This window comes from Candidatus Ponderosibacter sp. Uisw_141_02 (genome assembly GCF_048087665.1).
Classification (GTDB): domain Bacteria; phylum Pseudomonadota; class Alphaproteobacteria; order Puniceispirillales; family Puniceispirillaceae; genus UBA3439.
The window spans coordinates 722,511-745,688 of record NZ_CP159807.1 but is presented as its reverse complement, the minus strand read 5'-3'; the positions used below and the strand labels follow the sequence as shown (position 1 = coordinate 745,688).

21 protein-coding genes are annotated in these 23,178 nt (G+C 51.7%); 9 read left to right on the top strand and 12 right to left on the bottom strand.

The genetic code is table 11. The features are described from left to right. Window positions 1-392: 392 nt before the first annotated feature. The 8 genes from ABXT40_RS03800 to ABXT40_RS03765 all read right to left on the bottom strand — a co-directional run bounded on the left by ABXT40_RS03800 (window position 393) and on the right by ABXT40_RS03765 (window position 9,519). Window positions 393-1,673: a glycerate kinase type-2 family protein gene (locus ABXT40_RS03800; protein ID WP_443646511.1), complete on the bottom strand. Its 1,281-nt coding sequence runs from the start codon at window positions 1,671-1,673 to the stop codon at window positions 393-395. Window positions 1,674-1,683: 10 nt separating this feature from the next. Continuing rightward, window positions 1,684-2,673 carry a 2-hydroxyacid dehydrogenase gene (locus tag ABXT40_RS03795; protein ID WP_443646510.1) on the bottom strand — a complete coding sequence of 330 codons (990 nt, stop codon included), beginning with the start codon at window positions 2,671-2,673 and terminating at the stop codon, window positions 1,684-1,686. A 161-nt stretch (window positions 2,674-2,834) separates the two neighbouring features. Next, window positions 2,835-3,965, bottom strand: a complete 1,131-nt coding sequence (locus ABXT40_RS03790; RefSeq protein WP_443646509.1) for a BMP family ABC transporter substrate-binding protein — start codon at window positions 3,963-3,965, stop codon at window positions 2,835-2,837. A 59-nt stretch (window positions 3,966-4,024) separates the two neighbouring features. Continuing rightward, window positions 4,025-4,936: an ABC transporter permease gene (locus tag ABXT40_RS03785; protein WP_443646508.1), complete on the bottom strand. Its 912-nt coding sequence runs from the start codon at window positions 4,934-4,936 to the stop codon at window positions 4,025-4,027. Window position 4,937: 1 nt separating this feature from the next. Further along, the gene (locus ABXT40_RS03780; protein WP_443646507.1) at window positions 4,938-6,038 is read right to left on the bottom strand and encodes an ABC transporter permease; all 1,101 of its coding nucleotides are present in this window, start codon (window positions 6,036-6,038) and stop codon (window positions 4,938-4,940) included. Continuing rightward, window positions 6,035-7,612 (bottom strand): ABC transporter ATP-binding protein, encoded by a 1,578-nt coding sequence (locus tag ABXT40_RS03775; protein ID WP_443646506.1) that lies wholly within the window; start codon window positions 7,610-7,612, stop codon window positions 6,035-6,037. The genes ABXT40_RS03780 and ABXT40_RS03775 overlap by 4 nt, the downstream gene beginning before the upstream one ends. A 226-nt stretch (window positions 7,613-7,838) precedes the next feature. After that, entirely contained in the window at window positions 7,839-9,107 is a 1,269-nt protein-coding gene (locus ABXT40_RS03770; RefSeq protein WP_443646953.1) for an ammonium transporter, read from the bottom strand. A 73-nt stretch (window positions 9,108-9,180) separates the two neighbouring features. Continuing rightward, window positions 9,181-9,519 (bottom strand): P-II family nitrogen regulator, encoded by a 339-nt coding sequence (locus ABXT40_RS03765; RefSeq protein WP_443646505.1) that lies wholly within the window; start codon window positions 9,517-9,519, stop codon window positions 9,181-9,183. A gap of 255 nt (window positions 9,520-9,774) precedes the next feature. Between ABXT40_RS03765 and ABXT40_RS03760 the strand changes: the two genes are divergently transcribed. Then, window positions 9,775-10,740 carry a LysR family transcriptional regulator gene (locus tag ABXT40_RS03760; protein WP_443646504.1) on the top strand — a complete coding sequence of 322 codons (966 nt, stop codon included), beginning with the start codon at window positions 9,775-9,777 and terminating at the stop codon, window positions 10,738-10,740. Between the two features lie 115 nt (window positions 10,741-10,855). Further along, complete coding sequence (locus tag ABXT40_RS03755; protein WP_443646503.1) at window positions 10,856-11,506, top strand: carbonic anhydrase; 651 nt, start codon at window positions 10,856-10,858, stop codon at window positions 11,504-11,506. Between the two features lie 95 nt (window positions 11,507-11,601). Here the strand turns inward: ABXT40_RS03755 and ABXT40_RS03750 are convergent, their stop codons facing one another. Continuing rightward, window positions 11,602-12,783, bottom strand: a complete 1,182-nt coding sequence (locus ABXT40_RS03750) for an NAD(P)/FAD-dependent oxidoreductase (RefSeq protein WP_443646952.1) — start codon at window positions 12,781-12,783, stop codon at window positions 11,602-11,604. Between the two features lie 155 nt (window positions 12,784-12,938). Between ABXT40_RS03750 and ABXT40_RS03745 the strand changes: the two genes are divergently transcribed. After that, window positions 12,939-13,184, top strand: a complete 246-nt coding sequence (locus tag ABXT40_RS03745; protein ID WP_443646502.1) for a GIY-YIG nuclease family protein — start codon at window positions 12,939-12,941, stop codon at window positions 13,182-13,184. Here the strand turns inward: ABXT40_RS03745 and ABXT40_RS03740 are convergent. Both ABXT40_RS03740 and ABXT40_RS03735 read right to left on the bottom strand, forming a co-directional pair. After that, window positions 13,174-14,316: an aminotransferase class V-fold PLP-dependent enzyme gene (locus ABXT40_RS03740; RefSeq protein ID WP_443646501.1), complete on the bottom strand. Its 1,143-nt coding sequence runs from the start codon at window positions 14,314-14,316 to the stop codon at window positions 13,174-13,176. The two genes, ABXT40_RS03745 and ABXT40_RS03740, sit on opposite strands and share 11 nt — an antisense overlap. A 117-nt stretch (window positions 14,317-14,433) precedes the next feature. Continuing rightward, complete coding sequence (locus tag ABXT40_RS03735; protein ID WP_443646500.1) at window positions 14,434-15,390, bottom strand: hypothetical protein; 957 nt, start codon at window positions 15,388-15,390, stop codon at window positions 14,434-14,436. 136 nt (window positions 15,391-15,526) lie between these two features. On the opposite strand from ABXT40_RS03735, the gene ABXT40_RS03730 reads away from it, so the two are divergent. From ABXT40_RS03730 to ABXT40_RS03705, 6 genes are all read left to right on the top strand, one after another. Then, window positions 15,527-16,525: an NAD(P)/FAD-dependent oxidoreductase gene (locus tag ABXT40_RS03730; protein WP_443646499.1), complete on the top strand. Its 999-nt coding sequence runs from the start codon at window positions 15,527-15,529 to the stop codon at window positions 16,523-16,525. Between the two features lie 116 nt (window positions 16,526-16,641). Next, the gene (locus tag ABXT40_RS03725) at window positions 16,642-17,694 is read left to right on the top strand and encodes an AEC family transporter (protein ID WP_443646498.1); all 1,053 of its coding nucleotides are present in this window, start codon (window positions 16,642-16,644) and stop codon (window positions 17,692-17,694) included. A gap of 51 nt (window positions 17,695-17,745) precedes the next feature. After that, window positions 17,746-19,740, top strand: a complete 1,995-nt coding sequence (locus tag ABXT40_RS03720) for a heme lyase CcmF/NrfE family subunit (protein WP_443646497.1) — start codon at window positions 17,746-17,748, stop codon at window positions 19,738-19,740. Further along, window positions 19,740-20,300, top strand: a complete 561-nt coding sequence (locus ABXT40_RS03715; protein ID WP_443646496.1) for a DsbE family thiol:disulfide interchange protein — start codon at window positions 19,740-19,742, stop codon at window positions 20,298-20,300. The genes ABXT40_RS03720 and ABXT40_RS03715 overlap by 1 nt, the downstream gene beginning before the upstream one ends. Then, the gene (locus ABXT40_RS03710; RefSeq protein WP_443646495.1) at window positions 20,297-20,827 is read left to right on the top strand and encodes a cytochrome c-type biogenesis protein; all 531 of its coding nucleotides are present in this window, start codon (window positions 20,297-20,299) and stop codon (window positions 20,825-20,827) included. The genes ABXT40_RS03715 and ABXT40_RS03710 overlap by 4 nt, the downstream gene beginning before the upstream one ends. After that, a complete protein-coding gene (locus tag ABXT40_RS03705; RefSeq protein WP_443646494.1) occupies window positions 20,824-22,254 on the top strand; it encodes a TPR domain-containing protein in 1,431 nt (476 codons plus the stop codon). The genes ABXT40_RS03710 and ABXT40_RS03705 overlap by 4 nt, the downstream gene beginning before the upstream one ends. A 16-nt stretch (window positions 22,255-22,270) precedes the next feature. On the opposite strand, the gene ABXT40_RS03700 is transcribed toward ABXT40_RS03705, so the two are convergent. Then, on the bottom strand, window positions 22,271-23,173 hold the full coding sequence (locus tag ABXT40_RS03700) for a glycine reductase (protein WP_443646493.1): 903 nt from the start codon (window positions 23,171-23,173) through the stop codon (window positions 22,271-22,273). Window positions 23,174-23,178 lie beyond the last annotated feature (5 nt).

The following is a 23,178-nucleotide window of genomic DNA, read 5'->3' as shown; positions in this document are numbered from 1 at the left end:
TCTTGGCTGCTGTTTCGCTCTGCTTACAAATTCAGCATAACCTGTAAATAGAAAATGTAAATATTTTACAATTTTCAAATTTGCTTTTTTTTCCTTGCCCGTAACCTCGCAAAAAAGGCACAAGGAAAGGGCAGAACAGACGTATCAATCGCAGATGATCTGCACGAATTTAGCCGGCGATTTTAGACGGCAATTATAGAGCTTTGCGATATAGGTTGCGGCAGACGAAGCCAGCTTGGGGGAGTTTGTTTGGTTTACCAATCCTATCCGCAAATCAGGGTCGGTCAGGACTTTATGTCTTGCCCGACCCTTTTCTTATTCAGCTCATCTATTATCTGACTCATTTTTGGCAGAAAATCATTCTGGACGGCATTGCGCCCTCGGCAAAAACATCAATCTTGCGCAATAATCAAAACCAGGTCGGCAAGGTTGGTGCCCGTTGCCCCGACCATCAAAAGCTGATCATGCGCTTTTAGGTAATCATAGCTGTTATGCGATAACAGCGCAGCACGCGCCGCGGTTTGATCAAAATTTTGTGACGCGGCCATAATGCCACCAGCCGCATCGGTTGGCCCATCACGGCCATCGGTGCCGCCAGCCAAAATCACCCAGTTTTTAGGGGCGCTTGATCTAGCTGCTGTCATTGCCGCTGCAAAAGCAAGCGCCAGTTCCTGCGACCGCCCACCCTTGCCGGGATTAGCCATATCAAGGGTTACGGTTGTTTCGCCACCAGCCACCAATGCGCACGGCTTGTCAGCATGGCGCTGGCTGATGACCTGCGCCGCCAAATGCGCTGCCATCTGACTGGCCTCGCCATCAAGGGCTGGCGCATCGAGAAACTGCATTTTGGGCATCGCTTGGCGGATATAACCTGCGGCCGCATCACGGCATTGTGCATTGCTTGCCAAAATTCTGGTTTGCACCTTATCAAGAACCAGATCACCCGATCGCACTGGCCCATCGGCGGTTCCGTTCTGGATTGCCTGCAAATGCGGCATGACAAAATCAAGCCGATCGAGACCATGTTTTTGAATGAGCTGAAGCGCATCATCAAACGGCACCGGATCGGCAACGGCAGGGCCGCTGGCGATTGACTCAGGCAAATCACCCGGCACATCAGATAACAGAAATTGCGTTACCTTGGCAGGTGCTGCCAATCGCGCCAGCCGTCCGCCTTTCAGCCGCGAAAATAACCGCCGAACCACATTCATCGCGTGGATATCAAGACCGCTTGCCAGCAATGCATCATTCAGCGCAATTTTCTGGGCAAGGCTGATGCCACTTGAGGGTGCTGGCAATAAGGCCGAGCCGCCACCGCTGATCAGCAACAGCAAATGATCTGCCTGACCAAGGGATTTGACCTGATTTTCGACCGCAATTGCGGCGGCAAGACCACGTTCATCGGGAACCGGATGCGCACTGGCAAAACAATCAAAACCATCAATCTGGCGGTGATTTTCATCGGTGGTAATCACAAGACCCGAACCATCATAGCCGCCATTGCGAACCGCCGCTGCCATCGCCCCAGCCGCTTTGCCAAGCGCAATCACCGCTGTTGGTTTCTGGTCAAGCGCTGCATAGGCTGATCGGGTGATGCGATCCGGCTGGCCTGCGGCAAGCGCCGCGGCAAAGCTGTTGCGAGCCAACGCTTCGAATGAAGCATCAAAATGCATGCGATCTACCTCAAACCGGATCAATCAAAGGCTGGCCAGCAAAAAAGGCACACGCATTTTCAACAACCTTTAGCCCCATCGCGGTTCGCGTTTCGATTGTTGCCGACCCCAAATGTGGCAATAAAACGGTATTTGGCGCCGCCAGCAATACCGGATCAATCACCGGCTCACCTTGAAACACATCAAGCCCCGCCCCGCCAAGCTGTTTGGCCGAAAGCGCCGCCGCCAATGCGGTTTCATCAATAACATCACCGCGCGCTGTATTAATAACATAAGCATCAGGCTTCATCATCGCCAACCGCTCAGCATTCAAAATATGGAATGTATCGGCACTTGCCGCGCAATGAAGCGACAGACAATCAGCGATTTGGCAAACGCTTTCAACATCATCAAGCTGGCGTGCCGGATAGGCCGATATATCGTCAATCCGTGACCGGTTATAAAACACAATCTTCATGCCAAAGCCCAATGCCGCCCGCTGCGCCACCGCTTTGCCAATGCGCCCCATTCCGATAATGCCAAGCGTTTTGCCCTGCAAGGCACGCCCCATCAAATGGGTTGGCCGCCAGCCTTGCCATTCACCGGCGCGCAATTCACGCTCACCTTCGCCAGCACGGCGCGACAGCATCAAAATCAACGTCAAGGCCAGATCAGCCGTGGCATCGGTTAACACACCGGGCGTGTTGCTAACCGCGATACCAGCCGCGGCAGCGGCACCGAGGTCAATATGATTTACACCAACGCCAAAATTGGCAATCAGCCGCCCCTTTCCATTGGCACCGGCCGTAATGATATCAGCGCCAATCTTGTCAGATACGGTTGGCGCAATGGCATCATGGCTGGCAAAACCAGCGGCCATTTCAGCGGCAGAAAGCGGCCGATCATCCAAATTAAAGGTTGGAATAAAATATTGAGAAAGCTCAGCTTCAGCATCGGCTGGCCAGCGGCGCGTCACGAAAATACTGGGCTTGCCAGCACTGGATTGATCTGTATTTATCATGGCCATAGTCTGCGCAGAAACAGCCGGAAAATACAGCCTTTTTTGACCGCGCATATACTGTTTTAAAGGATTTTTAATATAGCGGCAGAAAACAGCATCAAAAAAGGGACATCCCGTTTGAGACACCCCTTTTCCTGTTTTTCAATCGTCAGGCTAGCGCATTAGCCCGGGATTTTGCCCGAAATACCATCGACGTAATAATCAAGCGTTTGGAACAGCTCACCGTCATTCAAGGTCTTGCCAGCAGGAACACGAATCTTGCCAGAATTGTCTTTGATTGGACCAGTGAAGATCTTGTTTTTGCCTGATTTGATATCGGCAGCAGCCTTGGCCGCAGCGGCGGCAACATCCGAAGGCATGTTCTCAAATGGTGACAACACCAGATAATCATCTGCCATACCAACCCACGTGTTACCAGCCCAGTGATCAGGGCCCTCGCCAGTTGACCATTTTCCATCCATCATCTGTTGAATTTTTGAAATATAGTAGGGTCCCCAGTTATTCACAGAGCTAAACAATTGTGCCTTTGGCGCAAAAGCTTTCATATCACTTGACTGGCCAAAGCCATGAACACCAGCTTTTTGTGCAGTCTGCAGCATAGCAGGGCTGTCTGTGTGCTGAGCAAGAATGTCCGCACCTTCGGCAATATGAACTTTAGCTGCATCAGCTTCTTTAACCGGATCATACCAAGAGTTCACCCAGATAACTGAAACTTCGGCCTTTGGGTTCACCGAGCGAAGACCAATGCCAAATGCATTTATACCCTGAATTACCTCGGGGATTGGGAAAGATGCCAAATAACCAATTTTGTTTGATTTGGTCATCAGACCAGCAACAACACCTTGGACATAACGGCCTTCGTAAAACCGGATATTACCGGTAGCCACATTTGGAGACCGCTTATAGCCCGTTATATGCTCAAATTTCACGTTTGGAAATTCTTTAGCGACCTTGATCGTATGATCCATGTAGCCAAAAGAGGTGGTGAAAATGATTTCATTTCCTTGTTTTGCCAATTCGCGGATGACGCGTGCTGAGTCAGGGCCCTCTGGAACATTTTCAACAAAGGTTGTTACAACCTTATCGCCAAAATGCTTTTCAACATCCTGACGAGCAACTTCGTGCGCATAAGTCCAGCCATGGTCACCCGGTGTTGTCAGATAGACAAAGCCAACCTTGACTTTATCAGCTGCATTCGCCGTAGTCACCGTTGTCAAACCAACCAAGGCCGACAAGGCCAAGCTGGCAACAGCAACAACTGCACCAAATGAAAGGGTATTTTTTGTTTTCATTGTTTCCTCCTGAAACATTAAATGCCTAATGCCATAAAAGATTTGATGCCTGATGACATCTATTTGTTACCGATAAACAAACGCCCCAAACAGGCTGGGGAATTTGCCAAAGCGAAATCACGGTTACGCGCAATCACCACCAAAACAATGATTGTCGCAATATAAGGCAGCATCGACAGCATCTGTGACGGCACGGTCCATCCCCGCGCCTGTCCGGCCAGCTGCATAATTGTAATTCCGCCGAATAATAACGCGCCAACAAGAATACGCGAAGGAATCCAAGATGCAAAGACCACAAGCGCAAGTGCAATCCAGCCACGCCCCGCGGTCATGCCCTCAGACCAATGTGGCGTTAGCACAAGCGGCAAATATGCCCCGCCAAGTCCAGCCATCATACCGCCAAATGACACCGCACCAAACCGCACCAAAAGCACCCGATAACCAAGCGCATGCGCCGAATCGTGGCTATTGCCAACCGCCCGCAATACCAAACCGGCCCGCGTCCGGTTCAAAAACCACGCCACAAACACAAGAAAGCCAATCGATAAATAGACCATGATGTCGTGGTTAAACAGCAAATCGCCAATAACCGGAATATCAGCAAGAAGCGGAATGGCAAGATTGGGCAAACCATCAACCGTGCCGCCGACAAAGGGTGCGCCAACAAGTCCTGACAAGCCTGATCCAAAAATGGTTAGGGCAAGACCTGTTGCGACCTGATTGGTGGCAAGACCCAAGGCAAATAGCGAAAATACGGCGGCGGTCATCGCCCCAGCAACCGCACCAGCCAGAATGCCCATATAAGGATTTCCGAGGATTGATGTTGCCGCAAAGGCCGACACAGCCCCCATCAGCATCATGCCTTCAACCCCCAGATTCAACACCCCGCTTCGTTCGGCAACCAATTCACCCGTTGCCGCAAAAATCAACGGCACCGACGTCAATAGAACGGTTAGAATCAAAGCTTCCATTCTATTGCTCCTTTGAAACCGGTAACACGGCCGGACGCCGCCAAGTGATGTGATAACGGTTAAATGTCTCGCCTGCCAACAGCATGAACAGTAAGATTCCCTTGAAAACACCTGTCACCACCTTTGGCATGCCAAGCGCGATCTGCGCATAATCGCCTCCAAGTTCGGCAAGGGCGACAATCAAGCCGGCAAAAATCACCCCAATCGGGTTTAACCGTGCCAGAAACGCAACAATGATGGCGGTAAATCCATAGCCAAAAGACACATTCGGCTGCAGCTGACCCATGCTAGCAGACACTTCAACCATTCCCGCAAGCCCGGCTGCACCCCCAGCAATTGCCATCACGCCAATCGTAACCAGATGCGTCTTAAAGCCAGCAAACCGACCGGCTCGCGGCGCATCGCCCATGACCTTGATCTGAAATCCTAAAATCGTGCGCGACAGCACGAAACTGCCCGCAATCGCCAATAGCAACGCACCGACAACCCCCCAATGCAACTGCCCCAAACTGCCAACAAATGGCACATCAATCCGGTGGATCAGACCAGCATCGCTATACATTTTCGTCAGCGGAAACCCGAATGACATCGGATCACGCCATGGGCCACGCACCAGCCAGTCGATAAACAGCGCCGCAACATAAGTCAGCATCAACGACACCAATATTTCATTGGTGTTAAACCTGACCTTTAACAAGGCCGGTATCATCGCCCAGCATATACCGCCAATAATGCTTGCCAAGACCATTGCCGGCATCAGGGTTATTGCTGGCCATTCCGGAAAACTCAGCGCCACCCAACCCGAAAAGATGGCGCCAAAAACCAACTGACCTTCAGCGCCGATATTCCAAACATTCGCTCGAAAACAGAATACCAGCCCAGTAGCGGTAATGATTAGCGGACAGGCCTTGACAAAAAGATCACCGATTTGATCAGGGCGCGAAATTGGCGCGACAAAAAAAGTATAAAGTGACCCAAGCGGGCTAAAGCCAAGAAGACCAAAAATACCGGCACCAACAGCCAAGGTCAGGAAAATGGCAACCGCTGGCGTCAGTAGCGTTAGCGACAGCGGAATATGTTTGCGCGGAGTCATGCTTATCATGCGCTTGCTCCTTGAACTGCTTCTTTTGCCGCATCTTTTGGGGCATCACTGCCGCCCATTAAAAGCCCAACCTCTTCAGCCGTCAATTTTGTGGCCAATTCAGCCGACGATAAAACACCTTCATGCAATACGGCAATGCGATGCGAAATCGCAAAAATTTCTTCGAGATCCTGCGATATCATCACAACTGCTGATCCTTTGGCCGCAAGATCAAGCATTGCCGCACGGATAAACACCGCCGCCCCGATATCAACACCCCATGTTGGTTGCGATACGATAAGCACGCGTGGCACTTTGATAATTTCGCGCCCAACGACAAATTTCTGCAAATTACCACCCGATAAAGATGATGCCAGCGGGTTAGGTTCGGGAAGGCGAACATCAAAATCCGCTGCAATCGCTGCGGCTTTGGTGCGCATGCCGACGAGATCAAGCACCCCACCACGCACCACACCGGCAAGCGAATGATTGGTTAGCAACGCATTGTCGGCAAGACTCATTGACGGCACTGCCGCATGGCCATTGCGCTCTTCAGGAATAAACCCCATGCCCGCAAGGCGGCGTTCGGCTGGCCCTTGCGATGAAATATCACCGCCATCAAGCGTGATGACTCCCGATTGATTGCCAAGCCATTCACCCGTTAGCGCCGCCATTAATTCATCTTGGCCGTTACCGGCGATGCCGGCGATCCCGAAAATCTCACCGGCGCGCGCCTCAATGGTAATATCGCGAAGCGTCACCGAGAACGCATTTTGCTTTGGCCGGTTTAAGTTGTTGACGGAAAATAATATCTTGCTTTTGGCTGGCGCTTTTTGGCGCGCCACATCCTTGACCTTGGTGCCAATCATCAATTCGGCAAGCTGGCGGTTTGATTGGCCTTTGGTATTTACCGAGCCAACATTCTGTCCGCGCCGCAATACGGTTGCACGGCTTGTCAAAGCCCGAATTTCATCCAGCTTGTGCGAAATAAACAACACCGCAAGCCCATTTTCGGCAAACCGGCGAAGCACTTCAAAAAGCTGTTCGGTTTCCTGCGGGGTTAAAACCGATGTTGGCTCATCCATGATCAGCAATTTCGGGTCTTGCAGCAAACAGCGAACAATCTCAACACGCTGCTGCTGACCAACGGACAGATTGTGAATACGCGCCACCGGATCAACCTCGATGCCATATTCTTTTGAAATGCTGGCAATGCGACCCGATAGGGACGCAATCGTTTCACCCGGAGGCATTGCCAATTGGATATTTTCGGCGACGGTCAATGCGTCAAACAGCGAAAAATGTTGGAACACCATGCCAATGCCGTGCTGGCGTGCCTGTTGGGGGCCGGGAATGGAAACTGGCTCGCCATTCCAAAATAGCTGGCCAGCATCAGGCTGTAATAGCCCATAAGCAATTTTTACAAAGGTCGATTTGCCAGCACCATTTTCACCTAAAAGCGCGTGAATTTCGCCAACATCAATCCGAAAAGACACATCGTCATTAGCGATGAAATCGCCGAATCTCTTGGTCACGCCAACAGCTTCAAAAAGTGGTTTGGTGCTCGAACGACCTTCGTTTAATGTTTGCGACATTACTCTCTCAGCTCTATTGCGCACCGCTAGTTTTCGACAAAAATCATCGGGGATAATTAGGTGCTAGAATAGGAGAAAAAAACCGCCGCTGTAAAGCTTCTAAAATTGAGTGAAAACAATACTCTTTCAGAATTTATTGTTCTTTTTTTTCCTAATGAATAGCCAGCCCCGATAAAACCGGCGCTGGCTAACTTTATTTTGCTGCAACTTTGATTTTGCGAATTATCTAGCGTGAAAACTCGGGATAGGCATCCATACCAAGTTCAGCACTATCCAAACCTGCCAGCTCGTCTTCTTCACTGACCCGAATACCCATGATTTTATCAATGGCAAACCAGACAATTAATGAGACCACAAAAGTGAACACACCAACAATGAGAATTGACGTTAGCTGGGTTACAAAGCTGGCATCACCATTGGTCAAAGGCACGGCAAGCGTTCCCCAGATACCGGCCATCAGGTGAACCGGAATGGCACCAACAACATCGTCAATTTTGATTTTGTCGAGGAAAGGCACCGCAAAGACCACAATCACGCCGCCAAAGCCACCAATTAATGTCGCTGCGCCCAAAGTCGGGGTCAGCGGTTCTGCAGTAATCGACACAAGGCCCGCAAGCGCACCGTTTAACACCATTGTCAAATCAACCTTGCCGTAGAAAATCTGGGTCAGTGCCAGCGCGACAAGCGCACCACCAGCCGCAGCGGCATTGGTATTGGCAAAGATACGCGAGATATCAGCAACATCGCCAATGCTTCCCATCGCCAATTGCGACCCACCGTTAAACCCAAACCAGCCCATCCATAAAATGAAGGTTCCAAGCGTTGCCAGCGGCAAATTCGCACCAGGCATCGGCACAACACGGCCGTCTTTATATTTTCCAATTCTAGGGCCAAGGATCAATACACCGGCAAGCGCCGCCCAGCCACCGACTGAGTGAACAACCGTTGAACCGGCAAAATCGAGAAAGCCCATGCTGTCAAGAAAACCACCGCCCCATTTCCAGCTTGCCTGCAGCGGATAGATTACCGCGGTCAGGGCAAAAGTGAAAAGCAGAAACGGCCATAGTTTGATCCGCTCAGCAAGTACGCCCGACACAATCGAGGCTGTTGCAGCGCAGAACATCAACTGGAAAAAGAAATCTGATCCGGTTGACGCGTAACTAATGTCGTCAACCTTATCTGGCGCCACCCCAACCGCTTCGAGTACAGCCACCGCTGGAGTGACCCCTGACAAAACGCCTTCGACTGACCATGTCCCCAACGGGTACATTAGGTTATAGCCAACAAGGTAATAGCCAATTGCCGCCAGCGAGAACAACGCCACATTTTTGGTCAATTGCATTGTTGTGTTTTTCGCCCGCACAAGACCGGCCTCAAGCATGCAAAAACCGCAAGCCATGAACATAACCAAAAACCCTGACATCAAAAACAGCAATGAGTTCAGAATGAAAACGCTGTGCGCTGGTGCCTCTTGCGCAAAAGCCGGGCTAGCCATCAAACTAGCCGCGCCAGCAAGACACGAATATTTTAAAATTGTTTTAACCATTGGTAACTCCTAAATGATGCCTTTAAAGGGCGCTGTCGCCAGTTTCGTTGGTACGAATCCGAACCGCTTCTTGAAGATCGAAAATGAAAATCTTGCCATCGCCAATTTTGCCGCTTGAGCTAGCGGTTTTGATTACATCAATCGCCTTTGCAAACATTTTTGCTGGCAAGGCGAGCTCAATCTTAACTTTTGGCAAGAAATGAACTGTATATTCGGCACCGCGATAAATCTCGCTTTTGCCCTTTTGCCGTCCATAGCCCTGCACTTCGGTAACGGTCATGCCGGTGATGCCAATTTCCAGCAGCGCATCATGCACCGCAGTCAATTTTGCCGGCTGGATGATTGCGATTATATATTTCATGTCTCGTCCTTCCTTGACGTCTGTCCGGCAAATCTGATGCCGTCCTGAGTAAGCCCGATGCCAGCCCCGTTCTGGGTCGCCTATATTCGGGCGGTAATTCGTGACGGTCTTTTGGAGGAATAGGGCGCCGTCGATCCCGCGGTTTTGAGCCGATGGCACGGTACTAACAGCTGTTTGATTAAAAAAATTCTGCTAGTTTTGCATAATTGTGATGCAGTTTTTGCATCACATAGCTAAGCTGGCGTCATAATTTTTGTGTTTTCGCCAGTTTTTGGGGTGTTTTCTGATATGCGCTTTATGACGTCATTACGCTTTATCGACGCGGTTGCCCGCGAAAAATCAATTCGCAAAGCCGCCGAAAAGCTAGCCATCACCTCAACCGCGTTGAATCGGCGGATTCTGCAAATTGAAGACGAAATCGGCCAACCCCTGTTCGAACGTTTGGCATCGGGGGTCAGGCTGAACACCGCGGGTGAATTATTTGTCCAGCATATCCGCACCCAAACCGCCGAATTGGCGCGGGTACAATCGCAAATTGCCGATCTATCGGGAATTCGGCGTGGTCATGTCCGCATTGCCAGCGGCGCTGATACGATGCGCTATTTTCTGCCTGAAACCGTTGCCCACTATCGCGGCGAACATCCGGCGGTTACTTTTGATCTGGTCCGCCAGTCAGGGGATTCGGCCGAACAGGCGCTTCGCACGTTAGAGGCTGATCTGGCTTTGATCTTTGAACCGATCAAAAGCGCTGATTTCCAGACAATGGCCACCGCCCGTCAACAGCTTTATTGTATGATGTCAGCCGATCACCCTTTGGCCAAAAAACCGATGATCCGGCTTCGCGATTGCGTTGGGCAACCCGCCATTCTACCGCGTGCCGATGCCGGATTACGGCAATTGCTCAATGTTGGCCTTATCCGGCGCAATGTCGAACTTGGAACGGTAATCGAATCAAACAGTCAGGAATTTTTGCAAAATTATCTGACCCATGAAATGGTGATTTCCTTTCAAATTCCAATCGCCATGCCAAGCGACCTGATCACCGCTCCCACACCTAACAGCGCGATCGTAACAAGGCCGGTTGATCTTGCCGATGTGCCAGCTGGTATTTTGCATATTGGCCAGCTAAAAGGGCGCGTTCTACCTGTTGCAGCGGCCAAATTTCTGGACAGTGTCATCACCGAACTTGGCGCACGCTATGGCGATGATATCGATCAGTAAAACAGTCTATTATCCCGCAATAAGCTGGATTTCAGTGATCAGATCCGCTATCGTCCCGCCCAAGCTTGGCAATCTTTATAAGATAAATTACATAACCTGATCGGAGCAGACTGACATGGCGGCAACGCAACTTCCCAGCTATCTGGCACAACGTTATCTTGGCTGGAAAGCGACAAAATTTCAGGAAAATAAAGCCTGGTTCCGGCATCTTGCCGATATGGGCCAGCATCCGCGTGCCATGGTGATTTCTTGTTGTGACAGCCGGGTTCATGTAACGGCGATTTTTGGCTCGGATACAGGTGAATTTTTCATCCACCGTAATATTGCCAATCTGGTGCCACCCTATCAGCCCGATGGCGATCATCACGGCACCTCAGCTGCGGTTGAATATGCGGTTACAACGCTTAAAGTCGCGCATATTGTGGTTCTTGGCCATTCCAATTGCGGCGGGGTGAATGGCTGTTATGAAATGTGTTCAGGTGCAGCGCCTGAACTTGAGCAATCCTCCAGCTTTGTTGGCCGCTGGATGGACATCCTTCGCCCCGGCTATGAACGCGTCAAGAATCTCGGCTCACGCGAAGAACAGCTTGTTGCTCTTGAACGTGAAGGGGTGCTGGTATCGTTGGAAAATCTTATGAGCTTTCCGTTTGTCCGCGAAGCCGTCGAGGGCGAAACCATTTCAATTCACGGACTTTGGAACGATATTGGCGATGGCAGCCTGCTCTATTTTGACCCCGAGCATGCTGATTGGCGGCCGGTCGAATAGCGATTAGTGAATCGTCATTATGGCATGGCCATTATGAACGGTGGCGATTAAACGGTTCCTGTCACATAGCCGCCTGTTATATGGCCATCATGGGGCTAGGCATTTTGTCCGGCAACAAAGCCAGATGACCATGCCCATTGGAAATTATAGCCGCCCAAATGACCGGTTACATCAACCACCTCGCCAATGAAATACAGACCAGACACGGTTTTGGCTTCCATCGTTTTTGATGACAGGCCATTGGTATCAACCCCGCCAAGTGTCACTTCGGCGGTGCGATAGCCTTCAGTGCCGTTCGGAGTCAATTGCCAATCATTCACCATTTTGCCCAAATAGCGAAGATGTTTGTCACTGCGGTCGGCAAGACGTCCAACAACGCCAACAAGATCACAGATTTCCGCGGCCAGCCGTTTTGGCAGTAAATCAGCAAGGCAATTTGCCACATCCGCCTTTGGCTGTCTGGCCTTGCCACCAAGAAGATGCGCCGCCGCGTCATGCTGGGGTGCCAAATTTACCGAAACCGGCATTGCCTCATGCCAATAGGATGAAATTTGCAGAATTGACGGGCCGCTTAGGCCGCGATGCGTGAATAACAACCCTTCGGCAAAAGCCGTTGACCGATAACCAACCTCAGCCTCAACCGACAGGCCGGACAGGGACTTGCATCTTGTCAGTACATCTTGATCAAATGTCAGCGGCACAAGGCCAGGTCGTTGCGCAAGAGTCTGCAATCCGAATTGTTTGGCAAGCTGATAGCCGAAACCCGTTGCGCCAATTTTCGGGATCGACAGGCCGCCGGTTGCCACCACCAGTGATTGCGCCCGAACAACTCCTGTATCAAGGGTGATGTGAAAACCATCTTCGCGCCTATCAACATTGTTGATTTTGCGCCCCATTTGCAGATCAACACCCGCCTGCTGGCATTCAAGAACCAGCATATCGATGATATTTTGCGCCGAATCATCGCAGAACAACTGGCCAAGTTTTTTTTCGTGATAGGCAATCTTATGACGGTCAACAAGCGCGATAAAATCATGCTGGTCATATTGCCGAAGCGCCGATTTGCAGAAATGCGGGTTGGCTGACAAAAACGCCTCTGGCGCTGTATAAAGATTGGTGAAATTACACCGCCCTCCGCCTGAGATACGAATCTTTTCGGCAAGTTTCGTTGCATGATCAACAAGCAGGACACGCCGACCACGTTTGCCAGCGGTGTTGGCACACATCAAACCGGCCGCCCCTGCCCCGATGACCATAACATCAATATCGGTTGCCATCATCACTTTGCCCGAACCATTCTCAAACCCAAAATCCCAAAAACCCTGTTCGGTGCATCCACTGTACCGCTTATCGCGCCAGCCACGCTAGCATGCTGGTAAATATCGCCCTGTCCGCTATGCTATAGCCAAACCATGTGATGGGTGATGCGTTTATGGACTGGCTTGTTTACATCGTTGAATGCCGTGACGGCAGTCTTTATACCGGCATCACCAATGATCTGCAAAAACGAATTGAGTCACATAATGCCGGAACTGGTGCCAAATATACAGCGGCGCGACGACCGGTACGGCTGGTCTACCGCGAAGATGCCGCCAGCCGATCAGCCGCCAGCAAACGTGAAATCACCATCAAACGGCTGACCCGAAAGGCGAAACAGGCGCTTTGTCTTAAGCCATAACCTGATCAAGCGCCGCTTCGAAATTGCGCACGGTGCGATCAATGTGATGAAGTTTATCAAGCCCAAACAGGCCAATACGAAAGCTTTTATAATCTGGCCCCTCACCGCATTCCAGCGGAACACCAGCGGCAATTTGAACACCGGCGGCAGCAAATTTACTGCCGTTCTTGATCAGATCATCATCGGTAAAGCTAACCACCACACTTGGCGCTTGAAAGCCTTCGGCCGCAACTGACCGGAAACCACGGCTTTCCAGCAATTTGCGGATGGCCGCGCCAAGCGCAATTTGCTCGTCACGCACTTTTTCAAAGCCATATTCCTGTGTTTCAATCAGCGTATCACGGAAAACCGCCAAAGCATCGGTTGGCATGGTGGCATGATAGGCATGGCCGCCATTTTCATAAGCCTGCATAATGCCATGCCATTTTTTCACATCGCAAACATAACTATTGGATTCGGTTTCGCCAACGCGTGCCACCGCCGCCGCCGACAGCATCACAAGCCCGCTGCAAGGTGATGCGCTCCAGCCCTTTTGCGGGGCGCTCAGCAACACATCGACACCCAGCGCCTTCATATCAACCCAAAGCGTGCCTGATGCAACGCAATCAAGAACAAACAAACCGCCAACGGCATGAACCGCTGCCGCAACCTGTTTGATATAATCATCGGGAAGAATCATCCCGGCCGACGTTTCGACATGCGGGGCAAACACAACTGCAGGCTTGTCGGCCGCAATACGGGACGTAACTTCATCAATCGGCACCGGCGCAAAAGGCTCTTGCTGATTACTGCCCGAAGCCCCCGCCTGACGACGCGCACTCAGCACTTTTGTGCTGGCAGCAATTTTTCCTTTTTTAAGAATTTCCGACCACCGAAAGCTGAACCAGCCATTGCGGATGACCATCACATGCTGATCTCCGGCAAATTGGCGCGCAATTGATTCCATTCCATAGGTGCCGCCACCCGGAATCACCACTACCGCATCAGCATTATAAGCCGTCTTTAACGCAGCCGAAATGTCATTCATCACGCCCTGAAACGACTTTGACATTGAATTAAGCGACCGGTCAGTAAACACCACCGAATATTCAAGCAATCCATCCGGATCAATATGGGGAAGCAATGATGACATGATATTCTCCTGAAAGGCACGGCATCGAACCGGCCAAATTACAGACTAAATATAGACCTCGTACCGGTTGATTGCAATTAAGCAAAAACCATCTTTGGCAAAAATGGCTTTGCCAATTTACAACATGCCCAAAAAATCATCTGGCAATGTGAAGGGAACGCCATATATCCAGCCCTCTTGCCGTGCTGCGAGTTTGATATCAGCCGAAAGGCAAAAGCTTGATCCCGTGCTAAAATGCCGCAAAGCCGCGGCCGCGATGATGGCATCAGCTTCATCCGCATCATGCCCCATCGCCCGAAAATCGGCTGATACGCCATCACTGCCATAACCGGCAAGCGCCTGATTTAGAAAAGCCGGATCGGCAGCAGCCTTTTTTGCTGGCACCATGCCAAGCCGGTAAAAATAAAAGCTGGGAAAAATTTCCACCAGAACCAGATTAGTCTGACCCGCAACAATCGCGTCAAAAGGCCAAACCGAAAGCCGCGCGCCCAATTGCTGTTTTAATTGGTTAAGCAACCGCATTCCGGCAAGTGAACCTGTTGACACATTGTCAGCACCAACCGCCTTGAAGGTTGGCGAGGGGCTTCGCCCCGCTGCCCGCGCTGCAATTTCAGTGACACGGCGGCGGCTGGCATAATGCCGCGCCTGATAATGTGGCGGTGCTAAATAGTACTCGCCCCATATCGCATGCCGAAACATTGCCCCACCATAAAGATCAGGCTGGCCAGCATTTACCTGATCAATCATGGCCCATAGCGAAACGACATCGGCAGGTGACAAATCAGTTTCCGGAAAATAGCTGTGCTTATCGGCAAACGGATGGGCAAAGGCAAAATCAATTCCCACCAAAACCGGATCTTTTCCTTTGGCATTTTCAGCTATTTCAACAAGATAATCAAAAACCTGCTGGCGTGACCAATATTTTGACAAAGGTGGCGATATCCGCAATGGCACCCCCGTTCCGGGGATGGCATGTGCAAGCTGTAATCCGGCATGGCTTTTTGCCTTGGCACCTGACCAATCGATTCCCAGAAAGGCGGAAAAGCCTGATGAGTCCGCAATTCGGCTTTTCATATGAGACCGCAAAAATCTATGATATCACCAAGCATGAAAAGTCCTTTTGCAACTGCCATCTAAATAATTTGCCTGCGGGCAAAGCTAGCCCAGTTGGTGGGTGCTGTTAAGTTATTTGATTTTAGGTATATCTGCCGTGACCACATCACAAAATCCAGCATCTTCTCCAACCAAAGCCGCAGCCGATCCGGCCTTGTTTGACCTTCTTGTTCTTGGCAGCGGCATTGCCGGACTTGCCACGGCCCGATTGGCCGAAGATGACGGCAAAAGGGTTTTGCTGATCGACAAGGGGCGACGGCTTGGCGGGCGGGTATCCACACGGCGGCAAGATGGCTTTGTTTTCAATCATGGTGCCCAATTTGTAACAGCAAAGGGCGCCGAATTTGCCAGCCTTTTGGCCAAGGCAACAGCAGCTGGAAACATCAAAGACTGGCAAATCAGTGATGATAAGAACGTTCAGATCGGCACCCCGTCAATGCGTGATTTGCCGCAATTCATGGCAACCGGATTGATGATCCGCCAACAAACCGAAATTACCCAAATTGCCCACCATGGCGGCCATATTGGTTTTTTTGACGAGGGTGGTCTGGTGGCCACTGGCCGCCGAGCGATTATTACCGCGCCAGCAGCGCAAACCGGCAAGCTTTTGTCCGATATCTATCCAGATCTTGCTGCCACCGCTGGCCTTGCCAGATATGATCCTTGCTGGACAATCATGCTTGGGCTTGAAGATGATCGTGGTCTTGGCACCGAACCATTGCGTGACGAGGCGGCTGGCATCGCGCTTGGAGTGCCCGAATTCACCCGATCAAATCAACAATCCGGCCTTGACGCGCCCGCCCTCACCATTCAGGCAACTGGCGTATGGAGCCAGCAGCATCTGCAAAATGACCCGCAAATGGTAATCGAAAGCTTGTGTCAAATCTGGCAAAATCTAAGAGGTGAAACACTTGGCAAAATCATCACTTCCGCCGCACATCGTTGGCTTTATGCCAAAGTCACAACAGCCGCGCCAAGCGATGCGCCGCGTCTTAGCCATGATGGAAAATTGGCGATTGCCGGCGATTGGCTTGGCGGGCCGAGGGTTGAGCAGGCCTTTGATAGCGGCCAGCAAGCCTATCATCATTTGCGCTGATGATGCCCAAACAAGGCACCAGCATATAATATAGGCTGGCAAAGCCTCTAGCCCATAGCCGCACCCGCACCCGCCATGCTATAGACACCAAAACCGCCACAACGAAAATTGTTTCCATGATTGACGTCCTAAATATTTCGATCCCGTTCTTTGCGCTTATCTTTCTTGGGTTTGGCGCGCATGCAATCGGGTTTATCGACGCGGCTGGCGCGCGCACGATGTCTAGATTTGCATTTTATGTCACGCTGCCGCCCTATATGTTTTTGAAAGTATCGGCAAGCGAGCCATCAAGCATTCTGAACTGGGGTTTTGTCTGGCGCTATGAAAGCGGCACGATCATCATGTATCTGACCGCCGCCGCGATCGGTTATTGGCTGTTTTGTCTCAAGCGTCTGGAAAGCGGTATTTTCGGGTTGAATGTGGCCTATCCGAATTATGGTTATATGGGCATTCCCCTTGCCATTCTTGCCTTTGGTGATGCCGCCGCCTTGCCAATGGCATTGATCCTATTTGCCGATACAATCGTGCTTTTGGCGCTGACCTCTTGTTTTGTTGCTGGCAATGATGGCGGCGTTACCGAGTCGGTGAAACGGATTGCCATCACAATGGTCAGCAACCCGCTGGTGCTGGCGGTTTTGGCGGGGTTGTTATTTTCCGCATCGGGTTTGCCCTTGCCAAAGATTCCCCAGCAATTTGGCAGTCTTTTAGCCGGTGCCGCAGCACCTGTTGCCCTATTTGCCCTTGGTGCCACGCTATTTGGCCAGCCGGTTCGGGCGGCGGCGGGCGAAGTGACCGCCATTTCCATGTTGAAGCTGATTGTTCATCCGCTTCTGGTCGCTTCTTCTTTTTGGCGATACCGGGTCAAGACCCACTTTGGATCAAGGTTGCTATCTTATCGAGTTGCCTGCCGGTTGCCGCAAATGTGTTTATGCTTGCCAATCACTATGGCGCCTATACGGGGCGTACAGCATCGGCCATTCTGGTCAGCACGGTTTTTGCCAGCACCACCGTGCCGGTCTTTTTATATTGGTTGTTTTATGGGCAAGGCTAACCTGCCAAACAAAAGCCTAGCCGCCATGCAGCGGGTGTGCGACATATCGTCTTGCCGGTCGGGTTCATGCCTGCCAGCATTTTGCCAGACGCAATCTTATGATAGAGTGCGTCCGTAGATTTGATCGTTCGGATGCGCATTATCTTTTAACCGAAAGCTGTTTGATGTCATGATTGCCGAACTTGGACATTTTGCCCTTATCACCGCGTTTATTCTAAGCGTTGCACAAGGTGTTTTGCCGCTTTTTGGGGCTGCGCGTGGCAATAGCGCCATGATGCTGATTGCGCCGGCAGCAGCGATCAGCGTTGCGCTTGCCGTGGCCTTTTCGTTTGGCGCGCTCGTCTGGGGCTTTATCACGTCAGATTTCTCGCTTGCGCTTGTTGCCAATCATTCACATTCGACCAAGCCGATGATCTATAAGATTTCCGGTACATGGGGCAATCATGAAGGCTCTTTGCTGCTATGGATTTTGATCCTTGCCATTTATGGCGGGGTTCTGGCGCTTGGCGGCAGCGCCATACCAATGACGTTAAAAGCGCGAATTCTGGCGGTTCAAGGCATGGTCACGACCGGCTTTTTGGCCTTTAGTCTATTTACGTCAAATCCGTTTCTGCGGCTTGCCAATATACCGCTTGATGGCAAGGGGCTGAACCCGATTTTGCAAGATCCGGGTTTGGCCATTCATCCGCCAATGCTGTATCTTGGCTATGTTGGCCTGTCGATGGCCTTTGCCTTTGCCGTTGCGGCGTTGATTACCGGCGAAGTTGATCGTCTATGGGCAAAATGGTTGCGCCCATGGATCATGGCGGCATGGTGTGCGCTGACCTGCGGCATCGCGCTTGGCAGCTGGTGGGCCTATTATGAACTTGGCTGGGGCGGCTGGTGGTTTTGGGATCCGGTCGAAAATGCATCATTGATGCCGTGGCTTGCTGCGACTGCCTTGTTGCATTCGGCAATTGTTGTTGAAAAACGTGGCCAGTTAAAAAGCTGGACCGTGCTTCTTGCCATTATGGCCTTTTCGCTATCGCTTGTTGGCACCTTCATTGTGCGGTCAGGCTTATTGACCTCAGTTCACAGCTTCGCGTCTGATCCGGCGCGCGGCGTTTTCGTGCTTGCGATTTTGCTTTTTGCCGTTGGCATTCCTTTGGCGCTTTACGCATGGCGTGGCCCGCAATTGGTAACAACTGCCGATTTCACCCTGACAAGCCGCGAAGGTGGTTTGATTGCCAATAATATGCTTCTTGTTGTGGCAACGGCGATTGTGCTTCTTGGTACCTTCTATCCGCTTGGGCTTGAAATGGTGACTGGGGCGCGCATTACCGTTGGCCCGCCCTTTTTTGACGCCACTTTCAATCCGGTCATGGCGCTTTTGATGGTCTTTATGGCAATCGGGCCGGTCATGGCATGGCGGCGGGGCCAAACAGCGCGGTTGCGGCCAGTGCTGACCTGCGCTGCGGTTGGTGCTGGCATTATTGCGTTGGCAGGGTCAAGCTTTGCCTTAGGCTTTGGCATTGGACCTTTGGCAGCGTTGGGACTAATCGGATGGCTTGGCGCAGGCATTGGCGCCGATATCTGGCAACAGCTAAAACCAAATGGCACAGCCGGCATCGGCGCACGCGCAAAGCGCATCCCGAATGATGCGATTGGCATGTGGGTGGCGCATTTTGGCGTTGTGATTTTCATGCTTGGTGCCGTTGGCGATAATCTTTTCAATAGCGAACAGGTGGTGCGGGCAAAACCGGGTGATGTTATCCAGATTGCCGACCGCAATGTAACCTTTACCGGGGTAAAGCAGGTCGAAGGGCCAAATTACCAAGCGCTTGCCGCGCAGCTCGAATATCGCGATGAAGATGGCCGATTATTCGCCCTTCTGACCCCTGAAAAACGCGTCTATAACGCCGAACGCCAGACCACCACCGAGGCGGCTATCCGGCCAACCTTGCGCGGTGATGATTATGCCGTTCTTGGCGATGGTGACAGTAAAATCGGTTATACTTTGCGCCTCTATTACAAGCCGCTTGTCAGCTGGATTTGGGGCGGTGCAGTGATTATGGCACTTGGTGGGTTGATTGCCGCATTTGGACGTCAACGCGCCGCAACCAAACAGGCAAGCCTGCAGCAAAATGCAGCAAGCGCCCTATCCACGCCGGATGGTGGTGCCTGATGAGCCAGCTGCGCCTGTCATTCCTGTTGCCGCTTGTGGCATTTGGCATTCTGGCCTTGGTTGGCGGGATGGCGCTTTACGGCACATTATCGGGCAGTCGTGACCCTACCCAATTGCCATCGGTGTTTATTGATAAACCAGCACCGCAAACCAATTTACCGCGGCTTGTTCAAACCGGATCAGCAACCGGCAATAACGTGTCAGTGACCATGTTTCAGGGCAAACCGGTTTTGGTGAATTTCTTTGCGTCATGGTGTGCGCCTTGCCGCGCCGAAGCACCCGCGCTTGAAATGCTGTCAAAACGCGTTGCTATTTTTGGCATTGCCTATAAAGATCGCGGCGAAGACACAACCGCCTTTCTACAGCAATATGGTAATCCGTTTCAGGCGATTGGTATGGATGCTGATGGCCGAACCGGCATTGAATGGGGCGTTTATGGCGTGCCGGAAACCTATCTTCTTGATGCAAATGGTGTGGTAAAGCTGCGTCACGCGGGGCCATTGACCCGCGGTGTTCTTGAAAGCACGGTTTTTCCGGCATTAGAGGCGCTTGGATCATGATGACGGCATCGGGTTTATGGCGGACGCCTATCCTCATCGGGATTGCCCTTTTGAATATGGCCATTGGCCTTGTGTTGATCAGCGCCACAACCACACCGGCATACGCCATTACCGCCGAAGAAATGCTGGCCAATCCGGTGCTTGAAGAGCGAGCACGCAATCTATCAAAACAATTGCGCTGTCTTGTTTGTCAAAATCAATCAATTGATGACAGCGATGCCGATCTTGCTCGCGATCTTCGCCGCGAAGTTCGGAGCCAAATTGCCGCCGGCACCAGCGATGACGCAATCATTGACCAGCTTCGCGCAAAATATGGGGATTATGTGCTGCTTAACCCGCCGCTGGATCGGGCGACATTGTTTTTGTGGCTTTCCCCGCTTGGGTTTATTCTTCTTGGTGGGCTAATTGTGATGATGGCACGGCGTCAGCGCGGTGCCACCATTGCCACTGAATTAGACGCCGCCGAACGCGCGCGTATCCAAAAAATGCTGGCAAGGCGTGACAGTGAAAACAGGCCAAAAACATGACCGCGCAAATTTTGAATAATCTGTCACTTGCCAGCCTGCCGGTGATTATCGTTGCGATTGTCATCGGGCTTGGTTTAACCGGGCTGTTACTGTGGATCATCAGCCGTGGCTGCCCACATCAATCAACCGATATACAAACCGCCGCGCTATTCAGCAAAATTGATCTTCTACAGGCCGAACGCCAGCGTTGTGATGCCGATCACGCCAATGGCAATATCAACGCCGAAGAACACGCTAGCGCCTGCCGCGACATTGACCGGCGGCTGCTTGGGCTTAGCACCGAGATGGATCGGCTGGGGCAAAGCGGAACGTCAATTTTAACGCCGCGCAACATTTCGACCAGCCTTTTGATGCCGGCATTGTCATTGGTAATCTATCTTGGCATTGGCAACCCACAAAGCCCCGACCGCCCTTTTGCCAGCCGTAGCGCGGAAATCACCGCAGCCAAGGCAGGTGCCAGTCAAAACCAGAATGCGGCGGCAACCGCGCTTCGTGATGCAATCAAGGCAACCGAGGCATCACCAAATAACGTTGAGGCATGGCTTTTACTGGCTCAGGCAGCGGCCAATGTGAATGATAATGAAACCGAAATCCGCGCGCTTCGAACCGCCATCGACATCACCAAAGGCGATATTGCCATCACCTCGATGCTTGCCGAAGCATTGAGCCGTGCCGCCGACGGACAGGTCACAATCCCTGCCCGCGCGTTGATTAAAACCGTTCTTGAGACTGATCCGGCCGAACCGCGAGCGCTGTTCCTTGACGGTTTAGCGGCATTTCAAGATGGTGATTATGCCATTGCCATTGGCCAGTGGCAGGCATTGCTTGCCGTCTCAAACCCTGATGCGCCATGGGTGACGCTTGTTCGTGAAAATATGCAACGTGCCGCCGAGGCTGGTAATATCACATTACCGCCAGAACAAGCCACCGCCGCCGCACCAGCCGGACCCGATGCCCAAGCGATGGCCGATGCCGCCAATATGACCGAGGCTGAGCGCGATGAGATGATTGCCAGCATGGTAAAGCGGCTTGAAGACCGGCTTGTCGAAACGCCTGATGATACCGATGGCTGGGTTCGGCTTGCCCGCGCCTATGATGTTCTTGGCCAAAACGAAAAGGCGCTTGAAGCGCTTGCCAATGCTGCCCGATCAGCGCCTGATGATCTTGACGTCCAGCTAAGCTTTCTTGAATTGATCCTTGCGTCTGGAACCACATCTGCCGATATCACACGGGCCACAGCCGCGCTTGCCGCCGCCAAGAAGATTGCCCCAAACAATCCGCAAACGCTGTTTTTTGAAGGGCATATTGCCCGCCTTGCCGGCGATAATGCGACCGCGCGTGCTGCATGGTCGGCATTGCTAAAACTAATGACGCCAGGTTCAAGGCCAGCAAAGGCGCTTGAAGCCGAAATCAACAAGCTGAATTAGCCACCACCTCTTTGGATTAAAGCGCCTTTTTCAATTTTGCAGCATCTTGTTTGACAGCGTCAAATTCGGCACGCAAACGGGCAATCTCAGCCTTTGATAAAAGCGCAATATTGGAATAATCTTTTTTCCAGTTAGCCGCCCCCGTCCATTGAAGCGGTGACTGCTTGATCGTACGCGGCGCGGTTGCATCAACCAGCAAATCAACCGCCAATTTCGCGGCAAGATCCTGCGAAGGCTGGTCATGCGGTAGACCCGCGCCATTACCAAGCGGTAGATCATTAAACAAAAGGCGCGGTGCACCAACATAGGCAATGATATCACGCGCACAGCCCATGATCACCGTTGCAATGCCCGCCGCTTCAAGATGCGCCGCCGCCAAAGCCGTTGATTGATGGCATACCGGGCAATTTGGCACCATAACAACCGCATCGACCGCATCAGCCTGACATAAGGATAATAATTTTGGGCAATCGGTTTGGGTGGTGACGCGCTGCGAACGATTGGTTGGCAATCCATAGAAATTTGGTGATACCGATCCGATATATCTGGCATCGGCAAGCCGCAATAATGCAGCAAGCGGGAAATAGCTTGCCGTATCGCTTGCGGTTGTATGCGCCCGATCAATGGCAATATGCGCCACTCTTACATCGGGAAAAGGGGCGATCGGTTCGGCATAGCTGGTGAAAAATTTGGCCTTGCCATTATAGGGCGCACCCGGCCCCTGCTCGCCATTTGCCGGATTGAAAAGCGACGCTGTTGTGACAATGCCAATGCGCGCCGCCGAAAGTGGTTTTTGCAAATTGGCAAACGGCACATCATCAAGCTTGGCCCATTCATAGGGTTTGCCATAGCCAAGACCGACATAATAGCTTTTGATCCGCGGTAAATAATCAAGCGGGGCGTCAAAATCGATATCCATTATCC

Excerpts from the sequence above, each read along its gene's own strand:
- ABXT40_RS03795 (WP_443646510.1), bottom strand. The coding sequence starts at position 2,673 with ATGATAAATACAGATCAATCCAGTGCTGGCAAGCCCAGTATTTTCGTG.
- ABXT40_RS03800 (WP_443646511.1), bottom strand. The coding sequence starts at position 1,673 with ATGCATTTTGATGCTTCATTCGAAGCGTTGGCTCGCAACAGCTTTGCC.
- ABXT40_RS03700 (WP_443646493.1), bottom strand. The coding sequence starts at position 23,173 with ATGGATATCGATTTTGACGCCCCGCTTGATTATTTACCGCGGATCAAA.
- ABXT40_RS03775 (WP_443646506.1), bottom strand. The coding sequence starts at position 7,612 with ATGTCGCAAACATTAAACGAAGGTCGTTCGAGCACCAAACCACTTTTT.
- ABXT40_RS03710 (WP_443646495.1), top strand. The coding sequence starts at position 20,297 with ATGATGACGGCATCGGGTTTATGGCGGACGCCTATCCTCATCGGGATT.
- ABXT40_RS03745 (WP_443646502.1), top strand. The coding sequence starts at position 12,939 with ATGGACTGGCTTGTTTACATCGTTGAATGCCGTGACGGCAGTCTTTAT.
- ABXT40_RS03735 (WP_443646500.1), bottom strand. The coding sequence starts at position 15,390 with ATGAAAAGCCGAATTGCGGACTCATCAGGCTTTTCCGCCTTTCTGGGA.
- ABXT40_RS03785 (WP_443646508.1), bottom strand. The coding sequence starts at position 4,936 with ATGGAAGCTTTGATTCTAACCGTTCTATTGACGTCGGTGCCGTTGATT.
- ABXT40_RS03790 (WP_443646509.1), bottom strand. The coding sequence starts at position 3,965 with ATGAAAACAAAAAATACCCTTTCATTTGGTGCAGTTGTTGCTGTTGCC.
- ABXT40_RS03705 (WP_443646494.1), top strand. The coding sequence starts at position 20,824 with ATGACCGCGCAAATTTTGAATAATCTGTCACTTGCCAGCCTGCCGGTG.
- ABXT40_RS03715 (WP_443646496.1), top strand. The coding sequence starts at position 19,740 with ATGAGCCAGCTGCGCCTGTCATTCCTGTTGCCGCTTGTGGCATTTGGC.
- ABXT40_RS03765 (WP_443646505.1), bottom strand. The coding sequence starts at position 9,519 with ATGAAATATATAATCGCAATCATCCAGCCGGCAAAATTGACTGCGGTG.
- ABXT40_RS03780 (WP_443646507.1), bottom strand. The coding sequence starts at position 6,038 with ATGATAAGCATGACTCCGCGCAAACATATTCCGCTGTCGCTAACGCTA.
- ABXT40_RS03750 (WP_443646952.1), bottom strand. The coding sequence starts at position 12,783 with ATGGCAACCGATATTGATGTTATGGTCATCGGGGCAGGGGCGGCCGGT.
- ABXT40_RS03755 (WP_443646503.1), top strand. The coding sequence starts at position 10,856 with ATGGCGGCAACGCAACTTCCCAGCTATCTGGCACAACGTTATCTTGGC.
- ABXT40_RS03720 (WP_443646497.1), top strand. The coding sequence starts at position 17,746 with ATGATTGCCGAACTTGGACATTTTGCCCTTATCACCGCGTTTATTCTA.
- ABXT40_RS03770 (WP_443646953.1), bottom strand. The coding sequence starts at position 9,107 with ATGGCTAGCCCGGCTTTTGCGCAAGAGGCACCAGCGCACAGCGTTTTC.
- ABXT40_RS03725 (WP_443646498.1), top strand. The coding sequence starts at position 16,642 with ATGATTGACGTCCTAAATATTTCGATCCCGTTCTTTGCGCTTATCTTT.
- ABXT40_RS03740 (WP_443646501.1), bottom strand. The coding sequence starts at position 14,316 with ATGTCATCATTGCTTCCCCATATTGATCCGGATGGATTGCTTGAATAT.